Genomic DNA, 16,970 nt, shown 5'->3' on the forward strand with positions numbered 1-16,970 from the left:
CCCCTTTCGGATCAGACCGCCGAGAGCTGCGGGTCGCCCTGGGCGGGGATCTCCGCCTGCTCCACGGTCCGCTCGCGCAGGCTCAGCGCGACCCTGAGCACCGCGATCCACACCAGGCAGGAGCCGAGCATGTGGAAAGCGACCAGGACCTCGGGCACATGGGTGGCGTACTGGACGTAGCCGATCCCGCCCTGCGCGAGCAGTACGAGCAGCAGGTCGCGGGCGCGGGCACGGGTGTCGGCGGGGGCGTCCACGACGCGCAGCGCCAGCCACATCGCCACGGCGAGCGCGCACACGAGCCACGCCGAGATGCCGTGCACGTGCGCGGTGGTCTCCCAGTCGAACGGCATCCGCTTGATCTCGCTCTTGTCGCCGGCGTGCGGTCCGGATCCGGTGACGACCGTGCCCGCCGCGATCAGCACGAGGGTGGCGGCGATCAGCGCCCACGACAGCTTGCGCACCGGGCCGGGCACGCGCGGCCGGGGGAGGCCGTCGCCCTCACGGGTGCGCTGCCAGGAGACGGTGGTGACGGCGATCAGGCTGGTGGCGAGCAGGAAGTGTCCGGCGACGCTGTACGGGTTCAGCCCGGTCAGCACGGTGATCCCGCCGAGGACCGCGTTGCCCATCACGAGGGCGAACTGGACCCAGCCGAGCTTGGTCAGCGAGTGCCGCCAGGGCTTGGCCGCCCGGGAGGCGAGGATGAACCAGCCGACGGCCGAGCAGAGCACGTACGTCAGCATCCGGTTGCCGAACTCGATGGCGCCGTGGAAGCCCTGGGCCTGCGTCACGACCAGACTGTCGTCGGTGCACTTGGGCCAGGTGTCGCAGCCGAGACCGGAACCGGTCAGCCGCACCGCGCCGCCGGTGACGACGATGAGCACGCTCATGACGAGCGCGGCGGACGCGGCGCGCCGGACGGTCCGAGGTGACGGCGTCCAGCGGCCTGCGATGTATGCGAATGGGTTCAACACGGCCCCTATCGTATGGGCCGACTTGTGCAAACTTTCACGAGGGGGTGGTGTCGGGGCCCACGAGCAACCGGAACCGGGCCCCCGCGGGGTCCCCCTCCTCGTGCCACCACAGGCGAATGCGCCAGTGGCCGCCGTCGCCCGGGCAGTCCGTCGAGGCCGTGAAGGCGTGCACCACGTCCGACGCCACCTCCTGGGCCGTCCGGTTCCTGACCTCCGTGGAACCGCGCCACGGGTGCCCCAGTACGTTCCACAGCCCATCGGCGCCGCGCACCTCCACGCGCCACACCGCGAGCCAGGGCGTGACCTCCAGCATCGTGGCCACCTGCTCGGCACCCAGCCCCAGCCCGGCCGCGATCTCCTCCTCCGCCACCCCCTGGATCCGGGCGGCCACCACGGCCTGCGGCAGCAGTCGCTCCGGCAGCAGCCCCTCCGTGCGCAGCCGCACCAGCGAGGCGAAGGCCAGGAAGCGCAGGCGCAGCTCCAGCTGGCGGCCGATGTGGTCGAGGGCCTCCTCGGCCTCCTCGGACTCCTCCGGGCCGTTGTCCGCGAGCAGCAGCTGCCGGAAGTCCCCCTCGGCATCCACCGCCCAGGCCACCGCCTCCTCGGCCAGACCCAGCTCCGCGAGGCGGTCGCCGAGGAACACCTTCGCCTGGGCGAGCCCCCGGCGGTTGACCGGATCGCGCTGGTCCAGGCCCGACCACACCTCGACGGCGGTGCGGGTCAGGTCACGGGCCCGCTCGCCGGCGGCCCGTTCCATGGCGCTCGGACCCTCGGAGGCGGCCGGCCCCAGCGGGTGCCTCGGCAGCCGGGCCCCGTCGCTCAGCGGCCAGGCGAGCCACACCCCGTGGTTGATCAGCCCGCGCGCGTACCAGCGGGCGAAGTCGGGGGAGTACGGCGCGGCGCGCTCGGAGCTCCGCAGCCCCTCCTCGATCGTGGCGAGGGCACCCGCGCGGTCCCCCTCGGCGAACCGCAGGGCGGCCCGGTCGGCCAGCCGCAGCCCCAGCAGAGCGGTGCACTGCGGGTCGTCGGTGAGCGGGCGCAGGGCCCCGATCAGCTCGTCGAGCAGCCGCTCGCGATCGTCGGGCTCCGCGTGCGCCGCCCCCGAGCGCACCCGTGCCCACTGCTCGTCCAGCCGAAGTACGGCCTCCCGCTGCACCATGTCCGCCCCCCGGCTTCATGTGTGGAGGCGTCCATCCTCGCGGCTTTTCCGTCGGGAGGGGAGCGGTTTCATTCCCAGCGGAAGAGCCGCGCGGCGGCGCCCAGGCCGAGTACGGCCCAGGCCGCGAGCACGGCCGCGTCGCCCCACGGCAGCGCCGCCCCGTGCTGGAGCACCTCGCGCAGACCGTCGGACAGGGCCGAGATGGGCAGCAGGCCCAGTACGGACCGGACGGCTCCCGGGAACTTCTCCAGCGGCACGATCACTCCGCCGCCGATCAGCAGCAGCAGGAACACCAGATTGGCGGCGGCCAGGGTGATCTCCGCCTTGAGGGTGCCCGCCATCAGCAGCCCCAGCCCCGAGAAGGCGGCGGTGCCGAGCAGGACCAGCGCGGCGACCGACAGCGGGTCGCCCTGCGGGGACCAGCCCAGCACGAAGGCGATCACCGTCAGCAGCGCGATCTGGAGCACCTCGGTGACCAGCACCGACAGGGTCTTGGCCGCCATCAGCGCCCAGCGCGGCAGCGGCGAGGCCCCGAGCCGCTTGAGGACCCCGTAGCGCCGGTCGAAGCCGGTGGCGATGGCCTGGCCGGTGAAGGCGGTCGACATCACGGCGAGGGCCAGGACGCCGGGGGCCAGGAAGTCCACGGACTTCCCCGCACCGGTGTCGATGATGTCGACGGCCGAGAAGAGGGTCAGCAGCAGCGCCGGGATGATCACGGTGAGCAGCAGCTGTTCCCCGTTGCGCAGCAGCATCCGGGTCTCCAGCGCGGTCTGCGCGAGGACCATGCGGGCCACCGGGGCCGCTCCCGGGTTGGGGGTGAACGTACCGGCGCTCATGCGCGCAGCTCCTTACCGGTCAGTTCCAAGAAGACGTCTTCGAGGGTGTGCCGCTCCACGGTGAGGCTGTTCGGCATCACGCCGTGCTGCGCGCACCAGGAGGCGACGGTGGCCAGCAGCTGCGGGTCGACGTCACCGGTGACCCGGTAGGAGCCGGGAAGGAGCTCGGCGGCCTGGGTGCCGTCGGGCAGTGCCTTCAGCAGCGAGGCGAGGTCGAGGGAGGGGCGGCCGGTGAAGCGCAGGGTGTTCTCGGCGCCGCCCCGGCACAGCTGCTCGGGGCTGCCGTGGGCGATGACCCGGCCCGCGTCGACGATGGCGACCTCGTCCGAGAGCTGCTCGGCCTCGTCCATGTGGTGGGTGGTGAGCACGACGGTGACCCCGTCGGCGCGCAGTTCCCGTACGAGCTCCCAGGTCGCGCGGCGGGCCTGCGGGTCCAGGCCGGCGGTGGGCTCGTCCAGGAAGACCAGCTCGGGGCGGCCGACCACGGCCATGGCCAGTGCCAGGCGCTGCTGCTGGCCGCCGGAGAGCCGGCGGTAGGGGGTACGGCCGCAGCCGCCGAGGCCGAGGCGCTCCACCAGGGGGTCCACGTCGAGCGGGTCCGCGTACAGCTTGGCCATGTGGCGCAGCATCTCGACGGCGCGGGCCCCGGAGTAGACGCCCCCGGACTGCAGCATCACGCCGATCCGGGTCCGCAGCGCGCCGGCCTGGGCGACCGGGTCGAGGCCGAGGACGCGGACGGTGCCGGCGTCGGGACGGCGGTAGCCCTCGCAGGTCTCCACCGTGGTCGTCTTGCCCGCGCCGTTGGGACCGAGGACCGCGGTGACGGATCCCCTGCGGACGGTGAGGTCCAGTCCGTCCACCGCTGTTTTGGGGCCGTACCGCTTCACCAGTCCGCGGATTTCCACGGCGGGGTCGTTGCTCATGGGCAATGAGTCTACGGAGCCGGGGAAGGGGCCCTCGGCCCCGGGGGCGCAGCGAACACGGGCCCTTTTCGGTCTCGCCATCCCGGACGGATCGGCGTCTCTCCGTGATCTCCTCCGCAACCTCATGTTCACGGTGTCGGGAAGCATCGTGGGCGGAGGACTGCTGGTCGGGGCCGTCCACCGGTTCACGGGAGGGGCCCGCGAAGAAGGTGGAATCTTTGCCTCCGAATAACTCTGCGTCGATTAATTAGGTAACCCTTAGTGATGGATGACACCAGGAGTGGCGTCCGTCACGGCTTGTCGGGGCTCGGTTAATTACGCAACAATGGCGTTGTGAAATACGGCGAACGGCAGATCGAGACCCCCCAGGGGGAGCTCGCCACCGGGGAGCGGTCAACCCGCAACCGAGTGGCGCGCTCGATCCTGGACCACGGTCCGTCCACCGTCGCCGACCTCGCCCAGCGCCTCGGCCTCACCCAGGCCGCCGTCCGCCGCCACCTGGACACGCTCGTCGCCGACGACGTGGTCGAACCCCGTGAGCAGCGTGTGTACGGCACGCGCACCCGGGGTCGGCCCGCCAAGGTGTTCGCGCTCACCGACTGCGGCCGGGACGCCTTCGACCAGTCCTACGACACGCTCGCCGCGGACGCCCTGCGCTGGATCGCGCAGTCCGTCGGTGGCGGCGAGCAGGGCGAGGCGGCCGTCGCCGCCTTCGCCCGGTCCCGGATGGAGGCGCAGGCGCGGAGCTACCGGGAAGCCGTCGACGCGGCCGCTCCGGCGGGCCGCACGGAGGCCCTGGCCAAGGCGTTGACCGCGGACGGGTACGCTGCTACGGCGAAGAGCGCTCCCGGTCCGCACAGCGGTGAACAGCTCTGCCAGCACCACTGCCCGGTCGCACACGTCGCCGAGCAGTTCCCGCAGCTCTGCGAGGCGGAGACAGAGGTCTTCTCCCGCCTGCTCGGGACCCATGTGCAGCGTCTCGCCACGATCGCCCACGGCGACGGAGTGTGCACGACGTTCATTCCGCGTAGCGCGAGCACCACACAGACCGACACATCAGTATCTGCAAGTACGGCCGGGAGGAACCCCGCATGACCACGGAGACTGCTCACCCTGAGCTCGATGGCCTGGGCACCTACGAATACGGCTGGGCCGACTCCGACGCGGCCGGTGCCGCTGCCAAGCGGGGTCTGTCCGAGGACGTCGTCCGCGACATCTCGGCGAAGAAGTCCGAGCCGGAGTGGATGCTCAACCTCCGCCTCAAGGGCCTGAAGCTGTTCGACAAGAAGCCCATGCCGAACTGGGGCTCGGACCTCTCCGGCATCGACTTCGACAACATCAAGTACTTCGTGCGCTCCACCGAGAAGCAGGCCGCTTCCTGGGAGGACCTGCCCGAGGACATCAAGAACACGTACGACAAGCTCGGCATCCCGGAGGCGGAGAAGCAGCGCCTCGTCGCCGGTGTCGCCGCCCAGTACGAGTCCGAGGTCGTCTACCACCAGATCCGCGAGGACCTGGAGGAGCAGGGCGTCATCTTCCTCGACACGGACACCGCGCTCAAGGAGCACCCGGAGCTCTTCCAGGAGTACTTCGGCACGGTCATCCCCGTCGGTGACAACAAGTTCGCCTCGCTGAACACCGCGGTGTGGTCGGGCGGCTCGTTCATCTACGTCCCCAAGGGTGTCCACGTGGACATCCCGCTCCAGGCCTACTTCCGCATCAACACGGAGAACATGGGCCAGTTCGAGCGGACGCTGATCATCGTCGACGAGGACGCCTACGTCCACTACGTCGAGGGCTGCACCGCCCCGATCTACTCCTCGGACTCGCTGCACAGCGCCGTGGTCGAGATCATCGTGAAGAAGGGCGGCCGCTGCCGCTACACGACGATCCAGAACTGGTCGAACAACGTCTACAACCTGGTCACCAAGCGCGCCGTGGCGTACGAGGGCGCGACCATGGAGTGGATCGACGGCAACATCGGTTCCAAGGTCACCATGAAGTACCCGGCCGTCTACCTGATGGGCGAGCACGCCAAGGGCGAGACCCTCTCCATCGCCTTCGCGGGCGAGGGCCAGCACCAGGACGCCGGCTCCAAGATGGTCCACATGGCGCCGAACACCTCCTCGAACATCGTCTCCAAGTCGGTGGCGCGAGGCGGCGGCCGCACCTCCTACCGCGGTCTCGTCGAGATCGGCGAGGGCGCTCCGGGCTCCAAGTCCAACGTGCTGTGCGACGCGCTCCTGGTCGACACGATCTCCCGCTCGGACACCTACCCGTACGTGGACGTCCGCGAGGACGACGTCACGATGGGTCACGAGGCCACCGTCTCCAAGGTCTCCGACGACCAGCTCTTCTACCTGATGCAGCGCGGACTCACCGAGTTCGAGGCCATGGCCATGATCGTGCGCGGCTTCGTCGAGCCGATCGCGAAGGAGCTGCCCATGGAGTACGCGCTGGAGCTGAACCGGCTGATCGAGCTGCAGATGGAGGGTTCGGTCGGCTAGTCCCGACCGCCCGTCCCACCCGCAGCACATTCTTTTGACGAAGACTGTGTTCATTTAAGAGAGCGAGCAAGACGACAGCCATGGCTGAGGCTCAGAACATTCCGGCGGGCTCCACCACCGCCGGCGCGATCGCGGTGGCCGCCGAGTCCACCGTCGCCACCCGGATGAGCGCGCCCCCGTCCTTCGACGTGGCCGACTTCCCGGTACCGCACGGCCGCGAGGAGGAGTGGCGGTTCACCCCGCTGGCCCGCCTCAAGGGTCTGCACGACGGCACCGCGGTCGCCAACGGCACCATGAAGGCCCAGATCGAGGCGCCCGACGGCGTGACCGTCGAGTCCGTCGAGCGTGACGACGAGCGGATCGGCAAGGCCGGCACCCCCGTCGACCGCGTCTCCGCCCAGGCCTTCTCCTCGTTCGCCAAGGCCACGGTCGTCACCGTGCCCAAGGAGACCGTGCTGGCCGAGCCCATCCGGGTCGCGCTGCACGGCGAGGGCGGCACGACCTTCGGTCACACCGTCTTCGACATCAAGCCGTTCGCCGAGGCGATCATCGTGATCGACCACACCGGTGACGGCGTGCGCGCCGCCAACGTCGACATCCTCGTCGGCGACGGCGCCAAGGTGACCTTCGTGTCCGTCCAGGACTGGGACGACACCGCCGTCCACACCTCGCAGCACAACGCCCTCGTCGGCCGCGACGCGAGCTTCAAGTCCGTGGTCGTCACCTTCGGCGGCGACCTGGTGCGCCTGCACCCGCGCGTCAGCTACGCGGGCCCCGGCGGCGAGGCCGAGATGCTCGGTCTCTACTTCACGGACGCCGGCCAGCACCAGGAGCACCGTCTCCTGGTCACGCACGACGCCCCGCACTGCAAGTCCAACGTGGTCTACAAGGGCGCGCTCCAGGGCCAGGACGCCCACGCCGTCTGGATCGGTGACGTGCTCATCGAGAAGACCGCCGAGGGCACCGACACCTACGAGATGAACCGCAACCTCGTCCTCACGGACGGCGCCCGGGTCGACTCGGTGCCGAACCTGGAGATCGAGACCGGCGAGATCGTCGGCGCCGGCCACGCCTCCGCCACCGGCCGCTTCGACGACGAGCAGCTCTTCTACCTGCAGGCCCGCGGCATCCCGGCCGACGAGGCCCGCCGCCTGGTCGTGCGCGGCTTCTTCGCCGAGCTCGTCCAGCAGATCGGTGTCCCGGACATCGAGGAGCGCCTGATCGCGAAGATCGAGGCCGAGCTGGCGGCGGCCGTCTGATGACCTACCTCAAGGCCTGCACGCTGAGCGAGCTGGAAGAGAACACCCCCAAGCGGGTGGAACTCGACGGCACGCCGGTGTCCATCGTCTCCACCGACGGGGAGGTGTTCGCGATCAACGACATCTGCTCGCACGCGAACGTCTCCCTCTCGGAGGGCGAGGTCGAGGACTGCATGATCGAGTGCTGGCTGCACGGGTCGGCCTTCGACCTGCGCACCGGCAAGCCCTCCGGTCTGCCCGCGACGCGCCCCGTACCCGTATACCCCGTAAAGATCGAAGGGGACGACGTGCTCGTCTCCCTCACCCAGGAGTCCTGAGGTATCCATGGCAACGCTTGAAATCCACGACCTGCACGTCTCCGTCGAGGCCGAGAACGGCGCCCGCGAGATCCTCAAGGGCGTCGACCTCACCGTCAAGCAGGGTGAGACGCACGCCATCATGGGTCCCAACGGCTCCGGCAAGTCCACCCTCGCGTACTCGCTCGCCGGTCACCCGAAGTACACCATCACCGGTGGCACCGTGACCCTCGACGGCGAAGACGTCCTGGAGATGTCCGTCGACGAGCGCGCCCGCGCCGGCGTCTTCCTCGCCATGCAGTACCCGGTCGAGGTCCCCGGCGTCTCGGTCTCCAACTTCCTGCGCACCTCCGCCACCGCCATCCGCGGCGAGGCCCCCAAGCTGCGCACCTGGGTGAAGGAGGTCAAGTCCGCGATGGAGCAGCTCCAGATGGACCCGGCCTTCGCCGAGCGCAACGTCAACGAGGGCTTCTCCGGCGGTGAGAAGAAGCGCCACGAGATCCTCCAGCTCGAGCTCCTCAAGCCGAAGATCGCGATCCTCGACGAGACCGACTCCGGCCTCGACGTCGACGCCCTGCGCATCGTCTCCGAGGGCGTCAACCGCGTCCGCGAGTCCGGTGAGGTCGGCACCCTGCTGATCACCCACTACACGCGCATCCTGCGCTACATCAAGCCCGACTTCGTGCACGTGTTCGCGAACGGTCGCATCGCCGAGTCCGGTGGCGCCGAGCTCGCGGACCAGCTGGAGGCCGAGGGTTACGACAAGTACGTGAAGGGTGGCGCGACCGCGTGACACAGCTGCCCGGCCTCCTCGACATCGAGGCGATCCGCAAGGACTTCCCCCTGCTGGATCGTGTGGTCCACGACGGGAAGAAGATCGTTTACCTGGACAACGCTGCGACCTCGCAGAAGCCGCGCCAGGTACTCGACGCGCTGAACGCCTACTACGAACGGCACAACGCCAACGTCCACCGCGGCGTGCACGTGCTCGCCGAGGAGGCCACGGCACTGTACGAGGGCGCCCGCGACAAGGTCGCCGCCTTCATCAACGCGCCGAGCCGCGACGAGGTGATCTTCACGAAGAACGCCTCGGAGTCGCTCAACCTGGTCGCGAACATGCTCGGCTGGGCCGACGAGCCCTACCGGGTCGACCGCGACACCGAGATCGCCATCACCGAGATGGAGCACCACTCCAACATCGTCCCGTGGCAGCTGCTGGCGCAGCGCACCGGCGCGAAGCTGAAGTGGTTCGGCCTCACGGACGACGGCCGGCTCGACCTGTCCAACATCGAAGAGGTCATCACGGAGAAGACGAAGATCGTCTCCTTCACGCTGGTCTCCAACATCATGGGCACGGTCAACCCGGTCGAGGCGATCGTCCGGCGCGCGCAGGACGTCGGCGCGCTGGTGCTGATCGACGCCTCGCAGGCCGCTCCGCACATGCCGCTGGACGTACAGGCGCTCGGCGCCGACTTCGTGGCCTTCACCGGCCACAAGATGTGCGGCCCGACCGGCATCGGCGTCCTGTGGGGCCGCCAGGAGCTCCTGGAGGACCTGCCCCCGTTCCTCGGTGGCGGCGAGATGATCGAGACCGTGTCGATGCACGCCTCGACGTACGCGCCGGCGCCCCACAAGTTCGAGGCGGGTACGCCCCCGATCGCCCAGGCCGTAGGCCTCGGCGCGGCCGTGGACTACCTGACCGCGATCGGCATGGACAAGATCGCCGCTCACGAGCACGCGATCACCGAGTACGCGATCAAGCGGCTCGCCGAGGTGCCCGACCTGCGGATCATCGGCCCCACCACGGCCGAGGACCGTGGCGCCGCGATCTCCTTCGTGCTGGGCGACATCCACCCGCACGACGTGGGCCAGGTGCTCGACGAGCAGGGCATCGCGGTCCGCGTGGGACACCACTGCGCCCGCCCGGTCTGCCTGCGGTACGGAATTCCGGCGACCACGCGAGCGTCTTTCTACCTGTACTCCTCTCCCGCCGATGTCGACGCGCTGATCGACGGGCTGGAGCACGTACGGAACTTCTTCGGCTGACAGGACGAGGACGCTGTGAAGCTGGATTCGATGTACCAGGAACTGATCCTGGACCACTACAAGCACCCGCACGGGCGTGGCCTGCGCGACGGTGACGCCGAGGTGCACCACGTCAACCCGACGTGCGGCGACGAGATCACGCTTCGCGTGAAGTACGACGGCGAGACGCTGACCGACGTCTCGTACGAGGGCAACGGCTGCTCCATCAGCCAGGCCAGCGCGTCCGTGCTCAACGAGCTGCTGGTCGGCAAGGAACTGGCCGAGGCGCGGAAGATCCAGGCCGTGTTCCTGGAGATGATGCAGTCCAAGGGCAAGATCGAGCCCGACGAGGCCATGGAGGAGGTGCTGGAGGACGCTGTCGCGTTCGTCGGCGTCTCCAAGTACCCGGCGCGCGTGAAGTGTGCTCTGCTGAGTTGGATGGCGTGGAAGGACGCGACGGCCCAGGCTCTGGGCGACGCGGAGAGGAAGACGGCATGACCGAGAACGCGACGCCCGAGGCGTCGATCAAGCCGGCCACCGAGGAAGAGGTCCGCGAGGCCCTCTACGACGTGGTCGACCCCGAGCTGGGCATCGACGTCGTCAACCTGGGCCTGATCTACGGCATCCACATCGACGACGCGAACATCGCCACCCTCGACATGACCCTGACCTCGGCGGCCTGCCCGCTGACGGACGTCATCGAGGACCAGGCGAAGTCGGCGACGGACGGCATCGTCAGCGAACTCCGGATCAACTGGGTCTGGATGCCGCCGTGGGGCCCGGACAAGATCACGGACGACGGTCGTGAGCAGCTCCGCGCGCTCGGCTTCAACGTCTGATCCAGCGCCTGCTCCGAGGGCCCCCGGCACGGTCGTGCCGGGGGCCCTCGCTGTTCTCCGGACCGACAAGTGACGTGCACCGAGCGTTGGCCACGCCGGCTGAATCTTCTCGATGGTCGTCACGGAGTGACGCCGTGAGGGAGAGGACGCCACCTTGAAGAAGCAGCTCGGTATCGCGGGTACCGCGGGAATCGCCGCACTGATCGTCGCCGCCACCGTCATGCCCGCGCACGCGGTCACCTACGGGACCCCGACCATCTCGCTGTCCGCCGGCTACCTGTCGGGATCGGTGGGCGGGGTGGGGGACCAGACCGTCAACGTGACCGTCGGGCAGAGCGGCGCCGACGTCTCCGCCCTGACCGTCAGCGCGTCCGCCTCCACCAAGGCCTCCGTCGCCGGCGCCGGCGACGTCACGGTCACCGGCGCCGGTGCCGTGCGCCGACTGGCCGTCACCGCCCACGGTCGCGGCTACACCACCCTGACGATCAAGGTCACCGGGCTCGGCGGCAAGACCGCCACCAAGACCCTCTCGTACGCGGCCTCCGCCGCCGTCCAGAACCCGGCCGACGCCCGCTACTTCAGCGGTGCCTCGGACTCCTCGGCCGCCGTGGACGTCGGCGGCGGCTACACGATCGTCGCGGACGACGAGTCGAACGTGCTGCGCCTGTACGACCGTTCGAGCTCGGCCGCCCCCGTGCGCACCTGGGACTTCAGCTCCCAGCTCGGTGTCACCAAGGAGGTGGACATCGAGGGCGCCACCCGGATCGGCAACACCATCTACTGGACGGGCTCGCTCGGCAACAACAAGGACGGCGAGTACAAGGCCCCCCGCAACACGGTGTTCACCACCACGGTGAGCGGCTCGGGTTCGGGCACGCAGCTCGCCTACGGGCGCTCGTACAAGAAGCTCCGCGACGACCTGGTGGCCTGGGACGTGGCGAACGGCAACCGGTACGGCTTCGCGGCCGGCACGGCGACCGGTCAGGCGCCGAAGCAGATCGACGGCTTCAACGTGGAGGGCCTGGAGTTCGCCCCCGGCTCGACCACCACGGCCTACGTGGGCTTCCGCGCCCCGCTGGCCCCGGCCGTGCTCGGCGGCAAGGCCCTGATCGTGCCGGTCACCAACTTCGACCAGGTCCTGGCGACCGGGGCCAAGGCGGCCTTCGGATCGCCGATCGAGCTGGACCTGGGCGGACTGTCCGTCCGCGACATCCGCAAGAACGCGGCCGACCAGTACCTGATCCTGGCGGGCTCCTGGGCCGCGGACGACAACTCCGACCCCTACGCCCTCTACCAGTGGGACGGCGTCGCGGGCCACGCCCCCGTCAAGCGGGCCGACCTGCCGACCACCGACCCGGGCGGCTGGGAGGCCATCGTGGACGTGCCCGACCTGTCGGTGGCGGGCGCGCGGGTGCAGCTGATCACGGACAACGGTTCCGCCGACCTGTACGGGGACGGCATCGAGGCCAAGGACCTCACGCACCCGGAGTTCAAGAAGTCCCGCGCGGCCTGGTTCACGCTCAACTGACCCGCGATGTGACGTGCTGTGACGCGCTGTGACGTGATGTGATGCGATGTGTACGGGTGTACGCAACGATGCGTACGCCCGTACACTCGCACGTATGCCCTACGTACTGCTTGCCGCCGCCATAACCGCCGAGGTCGCCGGAACCACCGCGATGAAGTACAGCGACGGCTTCACGAAGCTGTGGCCCTCGCTGGGCACGCTGCTCGGCTACGTGATCGCCTTCACCCTGCTCTCTCAGACCCTGAAGTCGATGTCGGTGGGCACGGCGTACGCGATCTGGGCGGGCGTCGGCACGGCCGCCATCGCGGCCATGGGCATGGTGTTCATGGGCGAGGCGGCCACCGCCGCGAAGATCGCGGGCCTGGTGCTGGTGATCGCCGGGGTGGTCCTGCTGAACCTCGGCGGGGCGCACTGATGCCGCCGGGCGTACGGCGGTACGACCCCGACCGGCGGCAGCGGATCATCGACGCGGCGATCCGGGTGGTGGGCGCCAAGGGCATCACGGGGCTGAGCCACCGCAGCGTGGCCGCGGAGGCCGACGTGCCGCTCGGCTCGACGACGTACCACTTCAAGACCCTGGACGACCTGCTGGTCGCGGCGCTGCGCCAGGCGAACGAGGGCATGGCTCCGGCGCTCGCGGTACGCGGCGGCGAAGACCTCGCGGGCGCGCTGGCGCGCCTGCTGGGGGAGTTCCTGGCGGCGGACCGGGGTCGGGCGGAGCTGGAGTACGAGCTGTACCTGGCGGCCCTGCGGCGTCCGGCGCTGCGGCCGGTGGCGGCGGAGTGGTGCGAGTCGGTCGTGGCGGCGCTGGCCCCGCGGACGGATCCGGTGACGGCCCGCGCGCTGGTGGCGGTGATGGACGGCATCAGCCTCCAGGTCCTCCTGACGGACGCGGACTACGACGAGCGGTACGCCCAGGACATCCTCGGCCGGGTCCTGCGCCGCCCCTAGCCGTGGCCCCGGACCCCGATCCTCGATCGCCGGACGGGCTGGTCGCCTCCGGCGGCGCCTCAAACGCCGGCGGGGCTGGATTCGGCTGCTGCCGTCCGCCAGGTGCGGGTCGAATCCGGCTCCGACGGCCTTCGAGGCGCGGGGTCTGGGGCGGGCCCGGGCAACTCCAGCCCGTCCGGCGTTTGAGGACCGGGGGTCCGGGGGCGGAGCCCCCGCCGGGTCCGGGCGGAGCCCGGGGAACGGTGGAAGGGCGGGTAGGGGACACGCCCCGCGCAGCGGCCCCGGCTCCGGCTCCGGCTCCGGCTCCGGCTCCGGCTCCGGCTCCGGCCCCGGCCCCGGCCCGGCCCCGGCTCCGCGCCGGAGCCGCGGCCGTGCCGTAGCCCTGCCAAAGGCGGCCCCGCCAAAGGCGCCCCCGCCCCACAGGCCGCCCCCGGCGCGCGGCGGCGCGGGCGCGGGGTCGGGCCGTCAGGGTCCGTCAGGGCAGCGTGCGGACCGCGGTCAGGGCGGTGGCGACCGAGGCTTCGATGTCCTGGATCGGGTACAGGACCTCACGGACCACCCGCTCCCGATCCAGCACCAGCGTCAACCGCTTCAGCCGACTCACCCCCGCCGCCCGGAACGTCGGCAGCCTCAGCGCCGCCGTCAGGCCGAGTTCCGCGTCCGAGAGGAGCGGGAACCGCAGCCGCTCATGCTCAGCGAACTCACGCTGCTCGTCCGGCCGTTGCGTGGAGACCCCGTGCACGGTCGCGCCGGCCGCGGTGAACTCCGCGAGCTGGTCGCGGTACGTGCACGACTCGAACGTGCAGCCCTTCGCGCCCGGGATCCCGCCCCACCCGGGCGGGTAGGACTCGGCGCGCGCGTAGGCGCCCGGGAAGCAGTACAGGACCGTGAACGGGGTGTCCGCCACCGGGTCGCGCAGCTCGCCGAAACGGTCCGGCAGCAGCAGCTCCGGCACCCGGGTGCCGCGCAGCGCGTGCACCCGGTCCGCCTCCTTCGAGGCCTCCTGCGTCGTCGCCGTCATCTCTCCCTCTCCCAGGATCCATGCGTCCCCCCAGTCCTGGAGCGCGACCAGGACCGGGAGCAGCCCCCGCCCGCGCGGGGTCAGTCGGTATTCGTGCCGCACCGGGCGCTCCTGGTACGGCTCGCGCGCCAGCACCCCGGCCTCGACGAGCAGCTTCAACCGCTCGGCGAGCACCTTGCGGGACATGCCCAGCTCGCGCTGGAGCTCGTCGAAGCGGTGCAGGCCGCGCGCGGTGTCGCGGACGATCAGCAGCGTCCACCAGTCGCCCACGACGTCGAGGGCCTGGGCGATCGAGCAGTCGGCGTCGTCGAGGTGCGTGCGCTGGGCCATGGGACTCCTTTTCCGTTGACCCGAGGCTGTCATGCTGACATAGTCCATTCCCAAAAGGAACTCACTAGGGAACGCGGGGGACACGGGTGTGCTGCAGGGGATCAAGGACGTACCGAAGGTCGTGTGGCTGCTGGCTGCGGGGATCTTCGTCAATGCCGTCGCAAGCTTCACGTTCGTCTTCGTCTTCCTCTACCTGACCGGCCCGCGCGGCCTCGGCGCAGCCCAGGCGGGCCTGGTCGTGGGCATCGGCGGCGTCGGCCTGGTCGCCGGGAACTTCACCGGCGGCTGGTACGGAGACCGCTTCGGCCACCGCCGTGCGCTGCTCGCCGCCTCCGCGCTCGGCGGCGCCGCCCTCGTCGTCCTGCCGACGGTCCCGACCGGGCTCCTGGCCGTCGTCCTGCCCGTCGCCCAGTACGCCTCGGGGGTGATCCGCGCCGCCAACTCCGCCCTGGTCGCCGTGACCGTGCCGGAGGGCTCCCGGCGCCAGGCCTTCGCCGTCACCCGCTCCATGTCCAACGCCGGCTTCGCGGCGGGCGGACCGATCGGGGCCGCGATCGCGACCGGACTCTCGTACGACTGGCTCTTCGTCGCGGACGGCCTCGGCACCCTCCTCTTCGCCCTCTGGACCGCCTGGGTCGTCCCGGCCCGGGCCCCCAGGACCCCTTCCGCGGCCCCGGACGGGGGTCTGGGTCGCGGAGGGCTCTGGCGGGAGCTGCGCGCGAGGCCGGCCGTCCTCGCGTTGCTCGGCGCGATCGCCGTCATCGACCTCGTCTACCGGCAGCACCTCACGACGTTCCCGGTGTTCCTCGCCGACCACGGCATGGACACCCGCGCGTACGGGTTGCTCGTCGCGATCAACGGCGGAGTCATCATGCTCCTGGAGATCCCCGCCGCCCTCGCCCTGAGCCGGCGCTCCCCGCTGCACGTCATCGGCTGCGGCCTGGTCCTGGTGGGCGGGGGCTACGCGATGCTGATGCTCGGAGTGGGCATCGCGACCGCCGCCGCGATGACGGTGCTGCTCACCTTCGGCGAGATCCTCTACAAGAGCACCGCCACCGCGTACGTCGCCGACGAGTCGCCCGCCCACGCCATCGGACGGTTCCAGAGCCTGTACGCGGGCGTGTCCATCAGCGGTGTCGTCCTCGCCGGGCCCCTCGGCGGAGCCCTGTACTCCCGGGCGCCCGGCCTGCTGTGGCCCCTGTGCGCGGTCCTCGGCACGGCCGCCGGGGCAACCGTGCTGGCCATCGGCGTGCGGGAGGCGCGGCGACGCGCGAGACCGGCACATGAGACCGGTTCGCCCAGGGCGGCCGTCGCCGGTTAGGTTTCGGGCATGACTGCTACGCGTACCACCGGCGCCGTCGCCGCCGGACTTGCCACCATCACCGCCGACGGCACCGTCCTCGACACCTGGTTCCCCGCCCCCGAGCTGGTCGCCGAGCCCGGCCCGGCCGGCACCGAGCGCCTCACCGCCGAGCAGGCCGTGGAGCTCCTCGGCGCCGCCGCGGCCAAGGCCATCCGCTCGGACGCGGTCCGCGGCGTCGAGGTCGTAGCCGTCCGCACCGTGATCGCCTCCCTGGAGGACAAGCCGCTGGACGCGCACGACGCGTACCTGCGCCTGCACCTGCTCAGCCACCGCCTGGTCAAGCCGCACGGCCAGAACCTCGACGGCGTGTTCGGCCTGCTGACCAACGTCGCCTGGACCTCGCTGGGCCCGGTCGCCGTCGACCAGGTCGAGACCGTCCGCCTCAACGCGCGTGCCGAGGGCCTGCACCTCCAGGTCACCTCGATCGACAAGTTCCCGCGGATGACGGACTACGTCGCCCCCAAGGGCGTGCGCATCGCCGACGCCGACCGGGTCCGCCTGGGCGCGCACCTCGCCGAGGGCACCACCGTCATGCACGAGGGCTTCGTCAACTTCAACGCCGGCACCCTCGGCACCTCCATGGTCGAGGGCCGCATCTCCGCGGGCGTCGTGGTCGGCGACGGCTCCGACATCGGCGGCGGCGCCTCCACCATGGGCACCCTGTCGGGCGGCGGCAAGCAGATCATCTCGATCGGCGAGCGCACCCTGATCGGCGCCGAGGCGGGCATCGGCATCGCGCTCGGCAGCGAGTGCGTCGTCGAGGCCGGCCTGTACGTCACCGCGGGCACCCGGGTCACCCTGCCGGACGGCCAGGTCGTCAAGGCCCTGGAGCTCTCCGGCGCCGACAACATCCTCTTCCGCCGCAACTCGGTCACCGGCGCCGTCGAGGCCCGCCCGTACAAGGCGAACTGGGGCGGCCTGAACGAGGTCCTGCACAGCCACAACTGACGCCCACGGGCCGT

The 16,970-nt window shown here is 70.7% G+C and carries 18 protein-coding genes; 13 read left to right on the top strand and 5 right to left on the bottom strand.

The window, feature by feature from the left end:
• Positions 1 to 11: 11 nt before the first annotated feature.
• From ACFYZL_RS12470 to ACFYZL_RS12485, 4 genes are all read right to left on the bottom strand, one after another.
• Positions 12 to 1,001, bottom strand: coding sequence for a heme A synthase (locus tag ACFYZL_RS12470; RefSeq protein WP_384753283.1), 990 nt, complete (start codon positions 999 to 1,001; stop codon positions 12 to 14).
• A gap of 4 nt (positions 1,002 to 1,005) precedes the next feature.
• Entirely contained in the window at positions 1,006 to 2,130 is a 1,125-nt protein-coding gene (locus ACFYZL_RS12475; RefSeq protein ID WP_388678464.1) for a hypothetical protein, read from the bottom strand.
• A gap of 68 nt (positions 2,131 to 2,198) precedes the next feature.
• Complete coding sequence (locus tag ACFYZL_RS12480; RefSeq protein ID WP_384753277.1) at positions 2,199 to 2,966, bottom strand: ABC transporter permease; 768 nt, start codon at positions 2,964 to 2,966, stop codon at positions 2,199 to 2,201.
• Positions 2,963 to 3,889 carry an ABC transporter ATP-binding protein gene (locus tag ACFYZL_RS12485; protein WP_384753274.1) on the bottom strand — a complete coding sequence of 309 codons (927 nt, stop codon included), beginning with the start codon at positions 3,887 to 3,889 and terminating at the stop codon, positions 2,963 to 2,965. Before ACFYZL_RS12485 ends, ACFYZL_RS12480 begins: the two co-directional genes overlap by 4 nt.
• 333 nt (positions 3,890 to 4,222) lie before the next feature.
• Between ACFYZL_RS12485 and ACFYZL_RS12490 the strand changes: the two genes are divergently transcribed.
• The 11 genes from ACFYZL_RS12490 (at position 4,223) to ACFYZL_RS12540 (ending at position 13,294) form a co-directional block, all read left to right on the top strand.
• Positions 4,223 to 4,984, top strand: coding sequence for a helix-turn-helix transcriptional regulator (locus tag ACFYZL_RS12490; protein WP_384753271.1), 762 nt, complete (start codon positions 4,223 to 4,225; stop codon positions 4,982 to 4,984).
• Complete coding sequence (gene sufB / locus ACFYZL_RS12495; protein ID WP_384753268.1) at positions 4,981 to 6,396, top strand: Fe-S cluster assembly protein SufB; 1,416 nt, start codon at positions 4,981 to 4,983, stop codon at positions 6,394 to 6,396. Before ACFYZL_RS12490 ends, sufB begins: the two co-directional genes overlap by 4 nt.
• 80 nt (positions 6,397 to 6,476) lie before the next feature.
• Positions 6,477 to 7,655 carry a Fe-S cluster assembly protein SufD gene (gene sufD, locus ACFYZL_RS12500; protein WP_384753265.1) on the top strand — a complete coding sequence of 393 codons (1,179 nt, stop codon included), beginning with the start codon at positions 6,477 to 6,479 and terminating at the stop codon, positions 7,653 to 7,655.
• Positions 7,655 to 7,972, top strand: coding sequence for a bifunctional 3-phenylpropionate/cinnamic acid dioxygenase ferredoxin subunit (locus ACFYZL_RS12505; RefSeq protein ID WP_384592044.1), 318 nt, complete (start codon positions 7,655 to 7,657; stop codon positions 7,970 to 7,972). Before sufD ends, ACFYZL_RS12505 begins: the two co-directional genes overlap by 1 nt.
• Before the next feature lie 7 nt (positions 7,973 to 7,979).
• A complete protein-coding gene (gene sufC, locus ACFYZL_RS12510; RefSeq protein ID WP_327282841.1) occupies positions 7,980 to 8,744 on the top strand; it encodes a Fe-S cluster assembly ATPase SufC in 765 nt (254 codons plus the stop codon).
• Positions 8,741 to 9,997, top strand: coding sequence for a cysteine desulfurase (locus ACFYZL_RS12515; RefSeq protein WP_384753262.1), 1,257 nt, complete (start codon positions 8,741 to 8,743; stop codon positions 9,995 to 9,997). The genes sufC and ACFYZL_RS12515 overlap by 4 nt, the downstream gene beginning before the upstream one ends.
• A gap of 15 nt (positions 9,998 to 10,012) precedes the next feature.
• The gene (sufU, locus tag ACFYZL_RS12520; protein WP_384753259.1) at positions 10,013 to 10,474 is read left to right on the top strand and encodes a Fe-S cluster assembly sulfur transfer protein SufU; all 462 of its coding nucleotides are present in this window, start codon (positions 10,013 to 10,015) and stop codon (positions 10,472 to 10,474) included.
• The gene (locus tag ACFYZL_RS12525) at positions 10,471 to 10,815 is read left to right on the top strand and encodes a metal-sulfur cluster assembly factor (protein ID WP_030009139.1); all 345 of its coding nucleotides are present in this window, start codon (positions 10,471 to 10,473) and stop codon (positions 10,813 to 10,815) included. Before sufU ends, ACFYZL_RS12525 begins: the two co-directional genes overlap by 4 nt.
• 220 nt (positions 10,816 to 11,035) lie before the next feature.
• Complete coding sequence (locus ACFYZL_RS12530) at positions 11,036 to 12,343, top strand: DUF3616 domain-containing protein (protein ID WP_388678625.1); 1,308 nt, start codon at positions 11,036 to 11,038, stop codon at positions 12,341 to 12,343.
• Between the two features lie 94 nt (positions 12,344 to 12,437).
• Complete coding sequence (locus ACFYZL_RS12535) at positions 12,438 to 12,758, top strand: DMT family transporter (protein WP_384759269.1); 321 nt, start codon at positions 12,438 to 12,440, stop codon at positions 12,756 to 12,758.
• Positions 12,758 to 13,294: a TetR/AcrR family transcriptional regulator gene (locus ACFYZL_RS12540; RefSeq protein ID WP_388678473.1), complete on the top strand. Its 537-nt coding sequence runs from the start codon at positions 12,758 to 12,760 to the stop codon at positions 13,292 to 13,294. Before ACFYZL_RS12535 ends, ACFYZL_RS12540 begins: the two co-directional genes overlap by 1 nt.
• A 475-nt stretch (positions 13,295 to 13,769) precedes the next feature.
• On the opposite strand, the gene ACFYZL_RS12545 is transcribed toward ACFYZL_RS12540, so the two are convergent.
• Positions 13,770 to 14,645 carry a winged helix-turn-helix transcriptional regulator gene (locus ACFYZL_RS12545; RefSeq protein WP_384750832.1) on the bottom strand — a complete coding sequence of 292 codons (876 nt, stop codon included), beginning with the start codon at positions 14,643 to 14,645 and terminating at the stop codon, positions 13,770 to 13,772.
• A gap of 91 nt (positions 14,646 to 14,736) precedes the next feature.
• Here ACFYZL_RS12545 and ACFYZL_RS12550 point away from each other — a divergent pair, with 91 nt between their 5' ends.
• Together ACFYZL_RS12550 and dapD are read left to right on the top strand one after the other, a co-directional pair.
• Positions 14,737 to 15,966, top strand: a complete 1,230-nt coding sequence (locus ACFYZL_RS12550; RefSeq protein WP_388678628.1) for an MFS transporter — start codon at positions 14,737 to 14,739, stop codon at positions 15,964 to 15,966.
• 9 nt (positions 15,967 to 15,975) lie between these two features.
• The gene (dapD, locus tag ACFYZL_RS12555) at positions 15,976 to 16,956 is read left to right on the top strand and encodes a 2,3,4,5-tetrahydropyridine-2,6-dicarboxylate N-succinyltransferase (protein ID WP_384750835.1); all 981 of its coding nucleotides are present in this window, start codon (positions 15,976 to 15,978) and stop codon (positions 16,954 to 16,956) included.
• Positions 16,957 to 16,970: the final 14 nt, after the last annotated feature.

Source organism: Streptomyces sp. NPDC001717 (genome assembly GCF_042892775.1).
Taxonomy (GTDB): Bacteria; Actinomycetota; Actinomycetes; order Streptomycetales; family Streptomycetaceae; genus Streptomyces.